Genomic DNA, 12,309 nt, shown 5'->3' with positions numbered 1-12,309 from the left:
TAGTAAGACGATTGCATATTTATAATTATCTTCAAGGACTTTACATGGCAATCACTATTCATCGAGCTGTTGTGCATGAATTGATAAAAGAAAAAAATGAAGAACCTCAACCATTGCATTACCGACAATCCCTTCTACCTGTAGATAATGAGAGTGTACAGAATGTAATTGCTGGCGTTGTTAATATTTATGGAAGAAAGAATAACAGTGCCAGATATGGTGTTTTTCGGGACGATGAGGCCTCTGGAAGTGTACCCGATTCATTTTATGAATACTCAGAACTAGAAGATGTTAGTGATGAAGACTTCATGGTTCTATCAAAGTCAGTCATGCAGGAGTTATTTCGAGAAGCTACTGGGGTTGCATTCGCTACTGGTGGACATATCTTATTTTCGGATTATGAGAGTGATGGAGTTAGATTCTATTTAGCTGCGATGATCAAGCAAAAGTCAGGATTCGCATTCTCCGATACACTCGGTGTGGAAGATCTTGAATACATTGATTTAAGTAAGCTTCATCAAGCAATTAAAATTAATTTTTCTAAATACAGCGCCTATCAAAACGCTGATGATATTGAACGTCAGGACTCTACGTATTTAAGTTTTGTTAGTCCACAAACAAGTCAGTCAGCAGCTGGATATTTCATTCAGGCGATGGGATGTAAAGCTGGTGCACCTTCAGCAAAAGCAACTCAAGCGGCTGTTGATGAAAGTGTTGGTTTTTTCGAGTCTAAAGAAGATTTGAAAGCGCATGCTCCAAACTTAAAAAGAGCGTTGACTGTTTATCTGGAACAAAAAGCTGAATCTAATGAACCAGCAACTTTACCTGATATCGAAGGAATCGCCCGACGTTTTTTTCCTACCGATGATGAAGAGCAGGCTGATAGATATGCTGATGAGTTTGTTACATATTTAAACCGCGAAGAAAGTGGTGTTCCACCTGAGTTCCCTGTTAATAAGACAAAACTCAAAACAATGACTCATTTAGTCTACAAAGGTGACGATTTACACCTAGAATTTGATAAGGAAGATATAGGTGGTAATCCCAGTGCAAGGGTTTACTTCGATGGAGCTAAAGTTATAATCAAGGATCTTCCACAAGATCTGATTGATAAACTAAATCAGCAAATTAATGGGTAGCAACCAGTGTCTTTTTATCCTTTAGTTCAGTTACGCAGAGCAGCATCTCAGCATAGCTTTAATCGGCCTGTGTTTAGTTGCTCTGTTCATGTTACTGAGGGTATAGCTGAAATTCTTGAGCAATGTGAATACCTGCGTGAGATAAATGGTAGTGATATTGATGGAAATTCAGTCAATTTTAATGATTATATAGACCAAGAAATTGAGTTAACTTTTCGAACGCCTAGAACTAATGAATCTCAATTTTACCAAAACTTAAATGCTTTTCTTGATAACTTTACATTTTCTTATTCTGAAGATGTTGAATTGCCTGAATTTTATTTATTCGATGAAGATTTATATTATTCAGCTAACTCAATAGAATCTGATGACGATGATATTTTTAGCCGGCTGAAATTACTAATTAGAAGTGTAGCTAAACTTGAAAACTTAGCTCATTATCATGATGAAAAAATGGGTGATTCTCGGACTTTAGTTTATCTCTCAGGTGAACATCGAACACCTATAGTTTTAAGTGTAAGTATTTCTGAAAATTTACTATCGAAAGACATTAATTTCTCTCTTTTGAATGAGTTGACTTCAGCCGAATCCGAATTGAATATGCACTACAGTGATAAACTGAGTGTTTTTTATGCTTCATTGCATGAATTTTTAGGTGGAGGTTATGCCCCAGATGAAGCCTTTAACAAATTGATTGATTCTTGGGGAGCATTCGTTGCTTTATATCAGAATAATCTGTCTACTTACTTAAGTGGTTTTTCGTTTCATAAGGCTAAAAAAGAAGTTGCTGAAGCTGAAATTGAGCTATCTGAAAAATTAACTAATCTGACTAGTGACATTGTTTTTAAGCTTTTTTCCGTCCCAGCCTCTGTTATGGCATTAGCCGCAATTATGCAAAAGGGTCAGTTAGACGCACTAGTTTTTGTCCTGCTAGTAATCGGAGTTATTGTTACGATTCTGCTTATGTACGGATTGCTTAAAAGTCAAAAGAATAAGTATGAATCATTGGAGAAAGCTAAAGATCTTGTATTTAGCTCTATTGATGGAAAAGAAGCTGAGTACCCAGATGAGTTAAATACTGAAATTACAGCAATGAAGAGTCGCTTAAACAAACATTTTAAGTCGACAGGTAAATGGCTTGGTTACTATAAGGTCGCCATATTTTCTCCATTGATAGCACTTATATTATTTATAATCATCGCTTAAGAGTTATGAGTGGTATTAATTCCCGATTTCTAATTTTATCTCCAATTGCCCCCTGAATAGTTACTATTAATAAATTTCATAAACAACTTTATTTAATTTCAATAGATTAAACTGGTAATCAAGTTGGTTTTGATTAAAATCGATTTTTTTGGCAGGTTTAGGTTTTCTGTCCGTCTATGTTGCAGGGAAAGTAAGAACGCGAATCTCATGATTCTCAATGGTCTAATTGAATAAAAAGTTAGACAGACCATAAGAGAATGTGAAAAATTTAGACAGTGATACGGATTGGGCAGATATTTTCAGTTTTAGACGCACTAGCTCCCATTCTTAAAGGCTTTATCCTTATCCAATCTATTTTTTAAACGTATTCTTTCCCAACTGTACATCTCTGACGCGCAGCGGTAAAAGAGAACGAGTATTCATCAGACACTGCAAATAGCTTTTTGTGGGAAGTCGAATATTAGGTAACCATTAGGTTGTGCTCTTGAGTCCGAATACCTGCCAGCGGCCAAACCATAAGATGTGGTTTGGTAGGACTTTACGCGATTTAGGATCACAACATGAACAAATCCCTTTTAGCGGTTGCTGTTGCATCGCTGCTTTCACCTATCTCCAATTTACACGCCCAAGAAGCATCAGCTGATGAAACTATGGTGGTTACGGCTAACCGTTTTGAGCAAGTTGATGGTGCTGTATTGGCACAAACGGTTGTTGTAACTAGAGAAGATATTTCAAAACTTCAAGCTAACAGCCTCATTGATGTTTTTCGAACTCTGCCAAGTGTTGAAGTGGCCCAGTATGGCGGTCGTGGGCAAACCGCCTCGTTCTATGTGCGAGGAGGCAGTTCCTCTCAAGTCTTAGTTCTGGTCGATGGTACCCGTTTACCAAGGGCCATGATGGGGGGCGTGGATTTTAACTCTCTACCAGTCAACTCAATTGAAAGAATTGAATTCATTCGTGGTGCTCGTGCCTCTGTATATGGGTCAGAAGCGATTTCAGGTGTAATCAATATTATTACTCGAGCTGATGTGAATGAAAATGCCGTTAAAGTACACGGTGGTTTTGGTACTAATAACCACTATGTTACCTCTTTAGCCGCGCTGCATAAGATTGATGATAGCCAACATATTAAAGCCGTTGTGGGTTATGAAAAAGATGATGGATTTAACGTTAAGCCGCTTGACGGTATCAATGAGGGTGATGAGCATGGTTTTGAGTCATACAATGTCAACATTGGCTACCAAAACCAACTGACTAAGCGTGTGAATGCTTTTGTCAATGTGGTGGCTTATGATAACGAAGGCGAATATGACAATAGTTATGCCGCTTCCTCTTGGGGGCCGGCAAGTCACGAAGAAAAAGTCGGTCGAACTGAATTTCGTTCTATCAACACAAATTTGGCTTACAGCGAAGGTGACCTCACTTCAACTCTTGATCTGACTTACGCAGAACAAGATAACTACGATTATGTTGTCGGTAAGAGTAAGAAAAGTGGTGGTATCACTTCGATTAACCAAATCAATGCTGCGTGGTTAAACTCTTACCGAGTCAATGAGCAGTTAGCTTTAGGGGCGGGAGTTGATTATCGCCGAGAAGAGTTGGATGAAGGTTATACAGGCTCTCATTACTATAAGCCGGAAGAGAATCCTCGTGAAAATTACGGTGTCAGTGTCATTAGTCAATACACGTTAGACAGTTGGACATTGGAAGCGAGTGCTCGAAACGATGAAAACAGCCAGTATGGAAACAATACGACGTGGCAAGCGGCTGCGGGTTGGGCGTTTCTTGATAACTATGAGATTAAAGCAAGCTATGGTACTGCCTTCAGAGCGCCGACCTTCTTAGACTTATATTACCCAGGTTATGAAGCTCCTAATTTAAAAGCAGAAGACTCTCAGAATACTGAACTTACCCTTGAAGGTTCACACTCTTATTTAGATTGGTCGATTACTGGCTTTATCAACAAGATTGATAACATGTTGATGTGGCAAGGTTCAGGTATGACTAATATTGGTGAAGCTGAAATAAAAGGGGTGGAATTAGGCCTTGGATTCGACACCTCAATTGTTACCCATCAGTTCTACCTTGATTGGAAAGATCCCGTCGATAAATCTAATGGTAAGGAACAGCAATTGGCATATCGATCCAAACAAGGTGCCAAGTGGAATGCTTTTGCTGAATTTGGGGATTGGGTATTAGGCTCTCAGTACCTATACCAAGGCGAGCGCTTCAATGGTGCGACACGATTGGCAAGTTACAGTCTTTGGAACTTTACTGCGGAGTACGCCGTTTCGCCAGAGTTTAAGGTGAAAGGAAAGCTGAGTAACGCATTCAATAAAGATTATGAGATGTATAGTGGTTACGCGACACCGGGTCGTGAATACTTTGTATCAGCGACTTACCAATTCTAATTTCCTAAACCGCCTTCGGGCGGTTTTTTCTTGTAGAGTGTATTAATGAAAAAGAAAGTCATCATAAGCTGGTCATCAGGAAAAGACTCCACTTTAACGCTGGAGCGTCTACTTGAAAGCTCTGAATATGAAGTTGTTGCGCTTTATACGACATATGTTGGAGATGAAGTTCCTTTCCAAGTGACTCCGCTCGGTGTGGTTGTCATGCAGGCTCAATTAATCGGTTTACCATTAATCAAGATTGAGCTTCCAGAAGTGTTTCCGAGTAACGAGATCTATCAACGTACCATTGTTAAGGCGCTTAAAGGCTCGGGCTTATCCATCGATGCAGTCGCGTTTGGTGATATGTTTTGTAATGGCATTGCTGAGTACCGAAGAAGTTATATAGAACCTGCCGGTTGGGAGTGTGTGTTTCCTCTTATGGGAGAGAGTAGCCAAGCGCTGGCTCAAGAAATCATAGATAGAGGAATCGACACCTTTCTCGTCACGGTCGATAGTGAGGCATTAGAAGCTAGTTATTGTGGACAACAATACACGTCTGAGCTAGTAGAGAGTTTGCCAAGTCACGTCGATCCATGTGGAGAAGATGGTGAGTTTCATACTTTAGTCACGTCAGCCCCTTGCTTTAAAGGAAAGCTTAAGATAGCGCTGGAAAATGTAGAGCAGGCTGAGCGATTTGTTCATCAACGCTATCGAGCTTGTATTATGTAGAGAGAGGATTGGCGAACACTAAGCGAAGGAGTATTATGACGGCGGAACTTATTACAGGTAATCATTGTGTCGGATAGTCTACAAAAAAACATATTAGTCTTTGATTCTGGGGTAGGGGGGCTATCTGTGTATAAAGAGATAAGTCAGTTACTGCCGAATCATAACTATATTTATGTATTCGATAATGAGGCTTATCCATACGGTGAACTTGATCAACAAGTCCTTATCCACAGAGTTCAAAGCATCGTGGCGAGTTTTGTATCGAGCCACGCTATTGATATCGTCGTGATAGCCTGTAATACAGCCAGTACGATTGTGCTACCTACACTTCGAGCTGGTAATCTAATTCCAATTGTCGGTGTTGTTCCTGCAATTAAACCGGCATCTCTACTTGCTAATAAAGCAGTGGGGCTTATTGCAACGCCCGCTACGATTACTCGTGAATACACTCACGATCTCATCAAAAACTTCTCAATTAATAAAAGAGTCGAGCTTTTAGGCTCGACACGGCTGGTGGATATGGCTGAAAATAAACTAAGAGGTGAGGCGATTGATCTTGAAGAGTTGCAACAGATCCTTCAACCGATGATCAACACGATTGATGTAGCCGTCTTAGGATGTACACACTTTCCATTGATTAAGACTGAGATTCAGCAAGTCTTAGGTAAGGACGTCTTATTAGTTGATTCAGGTAAAGCGATTGCCAAGCGAGTTCAAGGATTGTTGGATTTGGAAAGTAGTGGCCAAAAAGGGGGAGTGCGTGAGGTTTTTTGTAGTGCACTTCCTAAAAAAGAAAGTGCACTAAATAGTATGTTGAAACAGTTAGGGTTTAGCTCAGTTCAGCTTCGTCCGTCTCTGGGTGTTTAGGATCATTTGCAACTCGTACTTTTAAAGTTCGTTGCATGTAATCCTTATCGTTAAGCTCTGAAATGGCATGATTCACATCATTACTAGCCATTACCACAAATCCAAAGCCTCTTCTTTTACCAGTACGTTTGTCTTTCATTAAGCGTACTGCAAATACTTCACCATACTCCGAGAATAACTCACGTACGTGTGATTCATTCGCTTTGTATGGAAGGTTCCCTACATAAAGTGTTTTTGTTGATGCCTTAGGCTCTGAATCTGATTTTGAGTCGGTGCTTGAAAAGTTAACAACAAAAGCGGAAGCCAAGACACCAAGGATAAAGGTAATTGCAGGCGATATATCTACCTGAGAGAAAACAATGCCACCTAAAACAGCTAGTGCAGCAATTAACAACATCGATTTTTTTGAGTTCATATCGGAATACTACATATTAATAAACGAAATAGACGCGTCTACTCTTAACAAAATAGACACATGAATCTTACGTTCATGGTTTCCATTTTGCCAATATATTGCTGTGATAAGCCTCAAATGTTTAGTTTTTATTCGAAAAATGCGGAACTGGTGGCTTTTTTAGGCGATCAGAGGATTTCTTTAAAAAAGATCTTGTGCTCCATGTCGAACTCTCTATAATCCGCCTCACCGACACAGAGTGAGACGAAAGTCACACAGCAAATCGGTTGAGAAAAAAAGGTTTGAAAATAACCCTTGACTCTCTAAGTTGTGCAGGTATAGTACGCACCCCTAGCGAATGAGATGTGAATCACAAAACGCTAGTGCTCTTTAACAATTTAAACCTATCAATCTGTGTGGGCACTCGTTGATGAATATCAAAACGTTTTATCGTTAGATAAAACAGATTCTTCGGAATCAAAATTGATTTCAATGAACTGAGTGACCAATCGAGATTAAGTTTACTTAGTCTTGGCACAGTCAATTCATTATCATTCTGTTGGAATGGTAATAGCTTTAGAATTACATGTTCTTTGTTTATTTTCGAATAGGCGAATGAATATTAGTTTTGAAGTCAGTATTCGTTGAGTCGACAAAATCTTAAATTGAAGAGTTTGATCATGGCTCAGATTGAACGCTGGCGGCAGGCCTAACACATGCAAGTCGAGCGGAAACGACACTAACAATCCTTCGGGTGCGTTAATGGGCGTCGAGCGGCGGACGGGTGAGTAATGCCTAGGAAATTGCCTTGATGTGGGGGATAACCATTGGAAACGATGGCTAATACCGCATAATGCCTACGGGCCAAAGAGGGGGACCTTCGGGCCTCTCGCGTCAAGATATGCCTAGGTGGGATTAGCTAGTTGGTGAGGTAATGGCTCACCAAGGCGACGATCCCTAGCTGGTCTGAGAGGATGATCAGCCACACTGGAACTGAGACACGGTCCAGACTCCTACGGGAGGCAGCAGTGGGGAATATTGCACAATGGGCGCAAGCCTGATGCAGCCATGCCGCGTGTATGAAGAAGGCCTTCGGGTTGTAAAGTACTTTCAGTTGTGAGGAAGGGGGTAGTGTTAATAGCGCTATCTCTTGACGTTAGCAACAGAAGAAGCACCGGCTAACTCCGTGCCAGCAGCCGCGGTAATACGGAGGGTGCGAGCGTTAATCGGAATTACTGGGCGTAAAGCGCATGCAGGTGGTTCATTAAGTCAGATGTGAAAGCCCGGGGCTCAACCTCGGAACTGCATTTGAAACTGGTGAACTAGAGTACTGTAGAGGGGGGTAGAATTTCAGGTGTAGCGGTGAAATGCGTAGAGATCTGAAGGAATACCAGTGGCGAAGGCGGCCCCCTGGACAGATACTGACACTCAGATGCGAAAGCGTGGGGAGCAAACAGGATTAGATACCCTGGTAGTCCACGCCGTAAACGATGTCTACTTGGAGGTTGTGGCCTTGAGCCGTGGCTTTCGGAGCTAACGCGTTAAGTAGACCGCCTGGGGAGTACGGTCGCAAGATTAAAACTCAAATGAATTGACGGGGGCCCGCACAAGCGGTGGAGCATGTGGTTTAATTCGATGCAACGCGAAGAACCTTACCTACTCTTGACATCCAGAGAAGCCAGTGGAGACACAGGTGTGCCTTCGGGAGCTCTGAGACAGGTGCTGCATGGCTGTCGTCAGCTCGTGTTGTGAAATGTTGGGTTAAGTCCCGCAACGAGCGCAACCCTTATCCTTGTTTGCCAGCGAGTAATGTCGGGAACTCCAGGGAGACTGCCGGTGATAAACCGGAGGAAGGTGGGGACGACGTCAAGTCATCATGGCCCTTACGAGTAGGGCTACACACGTGCTACAATGGCGCATACAGAGGGCAGCAAGCTAGCGATAGTGAGCGAATCCCAAAAAGTGCGTCGTAGTCCGGATTGGAGTCTGCAACTCGACTCCATGAAGTCGGAATCGCTAGTAATCGTGAATCAGAATGTCACGGTGAATACGTTCCCGGGCCTTGTACACACCGCCCGTCACACCATGGGAGTGGGCTGCAAAAGAAGTGGGTAGTTTAACCTTTCGGGGAGGACGCTCACCACTTTGTGGTTCATGACTGGGGTGAAGTCGTAACAAGGTAGCCCTAGGGGAACCTGGGGCTGGATCACCTCCTTATACGAAGATACTTACGATGAGTGTCCACACAGATTGATGGTTTAGATTTAGTTAAAGCCAGAGCTTTAATTAATAACGTAAGTTATTGATTAAAGCTTTTTGCTTTATGCTCTTTAACAATTTGGAAAGCTGACTGATTGATTACTTACGAGTAATTCAATCAAATTTAAAAGTTCTCAATGTTTATCTTTCATTAGATAGACACAACAAACACATTCAAGTGTCTTGTATTCGATTCAAACTTGTTTGAATCACAATTGAGTCCGGCAAACAGTCATTAAGAATTAACCCTTCTTAATGACAACCAAAAACCTTGGTTGCTTTTTGTCTTCACTTTTTAAAAGTGAAAGCAAATTTGTATCATACACAAGACCCTTTCGGGTTGTATGGTTAAGTGACTAAGCGTACACGGTGGATGCCTTGGCAGTCAGAGGCGATGAAAGGCGTAATAACTTGCGATAAGCCCAGATTAGGTAGTAATAACCTTTTGAGTCTGGGATTCCTGAATGGGGAAACCCACTTACATAAGTAAGTATCCTGTTGTGAATACATAGCAACAGGAGGCAAACCGGGGGAACTGAAACATCTAAGTACCCCGAGGAAGAGAAATCAACCGAGATTCCGAAAGTAGCGGCGAGCGAAATTGGATTAGCCCTTAAGCTTTTAATGATGCAGGTGAAGAGTCTGGAAAGTCTCGCAGTAAAGGGTGATAGCCCCGTAACCGACACATCATAATCAGTGAAAACGAGTAGGGCGGGACACGTGATATCCTGTCTGAATATGGGGGGACCATCCTCCAAGGCTAAATACTACTGACTGACCGATAGTGAACCAGTACCGTGAGGGAAAGGCGAAAAGAACCCCTGTGAGGGGAGTGAAATAGAACCTGAAACCGTGTACGTACAAGCAGTAGGAGCACCTTCGTGGTGTGACTGCGTACCTTTTGTATAATGGGTCAGCGACTTAATTTTAGTAGCAAGGTTAACCGTTTAGGGGAGCCGTAGGGAAACCGAGTCTTAACTGGGCGTACAGTTGCTAGGATTAGACCCGAAACCAGGTGATCTAGCCATGGGCAGGTTGAAGGTTGAGTAACATCAACTGGAGGACCGAACCGACTAATGTTGAAAAATTAGCGGATGACTTGTGGCTAGGGGTGAAAGGCCAATCAAACCTGGAGATAGCTGGTTCTCCCCGAAAGCTATTTAGGTAGCGCCTCGGACGAATACTACTGGGGGTAGAGCACTGTTAAGGCTAGGGGGTCATCCCGACTTACCAACCCTTTGCAAACTCCGAATACCAGTAAGTACTATCCGGGAGACACACGGCGGGTGCTAACGTCCGTCGTGGAGAGGGAAACAACCCAGACCGCCAGCTAAGGTCCCAAAGTATAGCTAAGTGGGAAACGATGTGGGAAGGCTCAGACAGCCAGGATGTTGGCTTAGAAGCAGCCATCATTTAAAGAAAGCGTAATAGCTCACTGGTCGAGTCGGCCTGCGCGGAAGATGTAACGGGGCTAAGCTATACACCGAAGCTGCGGCTACGTACCTTAGGGTGCGTGGGGTAGGGGAGCGTTCTGTAAGCCGTTGAAGGTGGTCTGTAAGGGCTGCTGGAGGTATCAGAAGTGCGAATGCTGACATGAGTAACGATAAAGGGAGTGAAAAACTCCCTCGCCGGAAGACCAAGGGTTCCTGTCCAACGTTAATCGGGGCAGGGTAAGTCGACTCCTAAGGCGAGGCCGAAAGGCGTAGTCGATGGGAAACGGGTTAATATTCCCGTACTTCTTACAATTGCGATGGGGGGACGGAGAAGGCTAGGTGGGCCTGGCGACGGTTGTCCAGGTTCAAGTACGTAGGCGGGTGGTTTAGGTAAATCCGGACCGCTACTAACGCTGAGATACGATGTCGAGCTACTACGGTAGTGAAGTCATTGATGCCATGCTTCCAGGAAAAGCCTCTAAGCTTCAGATTGTAAGGAATCGTACCCCAAACCGACACAGGTGGTCGGGTAGAGAATACCAAGGCGCTTGAGAGAACTCGGGTGAAGGAACTAGGCAAAATGGTACCGTAACTTCGGGAGAAGGTACGCTCTTATCAGTGAAGTCCCTTGCGGATGGAGCAGACGAGAGTCGCAGATACCAGGTGGCTGCAACTGTTTATTAAAAACACAGCACTGTGCAAAATCGTAAGATGACGTATACGGTGTGACGCCTGCCCGGTGCCGGAAGGTTAATTGATGGGGTTAGACTTCGGTCGAAGCTCTTGATCGAAGCCCCGGTAAACGGCGGCCGTAACTATAACGGTCCTAAGGTAGCGAAATTCCTTGTCGGGTAAGTTCCGACCTGCACGAATGGCGTAATGATGGCCACGCTGTCTCCACCCGAGACTCAGTGAAATTGAAATCGCTGTGAAGATGCAGTGTACCCGCGGCTAGACGGAAAGACCCCGTGAACCTTTACTACAGCTTGGCACTGAACATTGAACCTACATGTGTAGGATAGGTGGGAGACTTTGAAACCGCGTCGCTAGATGTGGTGGAGTCGTCCTTGAAATACCACCCTTGTAGTTTTGATGTTCTAACGTTGGTCCCTGAATCGGGATTACGGACAGTGCCTGGTGGGTAGTTTGACTGGGGCGGTCTCCTCCCAAAGAGTAACGGAGGAGCACGAAGGTGGGCTAAACACGGTTGGACATCGTGTGGTTAGTGCAATGGCATAAGCCCGCTTGACTGCGAGAATGACAATTCGAGCAGGTGCGAAAGCAGGTCATAGTGATCCGGTGGTTCTGAATGGAAGGGCCATCGCTCAACGGATAAAAGGTACTCCGGGGATAACAGGCTGATACCGCCCAAGAGTTCATATCGACGGCGGTGTTTGGCACCTCGATGTCGGCTCATCACATCCTGGGGCTGAAGTCGGTCCCAAGGGTATGGCTGTTCGCCATTTAAAGTGGTACGCGAGCTGGGTTTAGAACGTCGTGAGACAGTTCGGTCCCTATCTGCCGTGGGCGTTGGAAAATTGAAAGGGGCTGCTCCTAGTACGAGAGGACCGGAGTGGACGAACCTCTGGTGTTCGGGTTGTCATGCCAATGGCATTGCCCGGTAGCTAAGTTCGGAATCGATAACCGCTGAAAGCATCTAAGCGGGAAGCGAGCCTTGAGATGAGTTTTCCCTGGCGCTATAAGCGTCCTAAAGGGTTGTCGTAGACTACGACGTTGATAGGCAGGGTGTGTAAGTGCTGCGAGGCATTGAGCTAACCTGTACTAATTGCCCGTGAGGCTTAACCATACAACACCCAAGGGGTTTTGTGGACTCAATAGAAAGACAGACCTTGAATGCGTTTGAAGAGAAACTTTTAGATTAGCTTTCC

Annotated in this window: 6 protein-coding genes, 2 rRNA genes and 1 riboswitch; of the genes, 7 read left to right on the top strand and 1 reads right to left on the bottom strand. The window is 43.8% G+C overall.

The window, feature by feature from the left end:
- The first annotated feature begins 44 nt into the window (after positions 1-44).
- The 5 genes from OCU36_RS13130 (at position 45) to murI (ending at position 6,334) form a co-directional block, all read left to right on the top strand.
- The gene (locus OCU36_RS13130; RefSeq protein ID WP_038160567.1) at positions 45-1,139 is read left to right on the top strand and encodes a nucleoid-associated protein; all 1,095 of its coding nucleotides are present in this window, start codon (positions 45-47) and stop codon (positions 1,137-1,139) included.
- Between the two features lie 6 nt (positions 1,140-1,145).
- Positions 1,146-2,345, top strand: coding sequence for a hypothetical protein (locus OCU36_RS13125; RefSeq protein ID WP_261838341.1), 1,200 nt, complete (start codon positions 1,146-1,148; stop codon positions 2,343-2,345).
- A 201-nt stretch (positions 2,346-2,546) separates the two neighbouring features.
- A riboswitch (cobalamin riboswitch) is annotated at positions 2,547-2,865 on the top strand.
- Between the two features lie 40 nt (positions 2,866-2,905).
- Positions 2,906-4,756 carry a TonB-dependent receptor domain-containing protein gene (locus OCU36_RS13120; protein ID WP_261838340.1) on the top strand — a complete coding sequence of 617 codons (1,851 nt, stop codon included), beginning with the start codon at positions 2,906-2,908 and terminating at the stop codon, positions 4,754-4,756.
- A gap of 45 nt (positions 4,757-4,801) precedes the next feature.
- Positions 4,802-5,467 (top strand): adenine nucleotide alpha hydrolase, encoded by a 666-nt coding sequence (locus tag OCU36_RS13115; RefSeq protein WP_261838339.1) that lies wholly within the window; start codon positions 4,802-4,804, stop codon positions 5,465-5,467.
- Between the two features lie 66 nt (positions 5,468-5,533).
- Positions 5,534-6,334: a glutamate racemase gene (gene murI / locus OCU36_RS13110; RefSeq protein ID WP_372068246.1), complete on the top strand. Its 801-nt coding sequence runs from the start codon at positions 5,534-5,536 to the stop codon at positions 6,332-6,334.
- On the opposite strand, the gene OCU36_RS13105 is transcribed toward murI, so the two are convergent.
- Positions 6,297-6,749: an RNA recognition motif domain-containing protein gene (locus OCU36_RS13105; RefSeq protein ID WP_261838338.1), complete on the bottom strand. Its 453-nt coding sequence runs from the start codon at positions 6,747-6,749 to the stop codon at positions 6,297-6,299. The two genes, murI and OCU36_RS13105, sit on opposite strands and share 38 nt — an antisense overlap.
- Positions 6,750-7,390: 641 nt before the next feature.
- Here OCU36_RS13105 and OCU36_RS13100 point away from each other — a divergent pair.
- Both OCU36_RS13100 and OCU36_RS13095 read left to right on the top strand, forming a co-directional pair.
- Positions 7,391-8,945, top strand: a 16S ribosomal RNA gene (locus OCU36_RS13100).
- A 388-nt stretch (positions 8,946-9,333) separates the two neighbouring features.
- Positions 9,334-12,227, top strand: a 23S ribosomal RNA gene (locus tag OCU36_RS13095).
- Together the 16S and 23S rRNA genes form the textbook arrangement of a ribosomal RNA operon.
- The last annotated feature ends 82 nt before the right edge of the window (positions 12,228-12,309 follow it).

The sequence above is a fragment of the Vibrio artabrorum genome, from assembly GCF_024347295.1.
GTDB lineage: Bacteria > Pseudomonadota > Gammaproteobacteria > Enterobacterales > Vibrionaceae > Vibrio > Vibrio artabrorum.
Note: the sequence above shows the minus strand (reverse complement) of the source record. Positions and strands in the feature narration are given on the sequence as shown.

Bases quoted from the DNA above. Each gene is read 5' to 3' on its own strand.
- OCU36_RS13130 (WP_038160567.1), top strand. From the start codon at position 45: ATGGCAATCACTATTCATCGAGCTGTTGTGCATGAATTGATAAAAGAA.
- OCU36_RS13120 (WP_261838340.1), top strand. From the start codon at position 2,906: ATGAACAAATCCCTTTTAGCGGTTGCTGTTGCATCGCTGCTTTCACCT.
- OCU36_RS13115 (WP_261838339.1), top strand. From the start codon at position 4,802: ATGAAAAAGAAAGTCATCATAAGCTGGTCATCAGGAAAAGACTCCACT.
- OCU36_RS13105 (WP_261838338.1), bottom strand. From the start codon at position 6,749: ATGAACTCAAAAAAATCGATGTTGTTAATTGCTGCACTAGCTGTTTTA.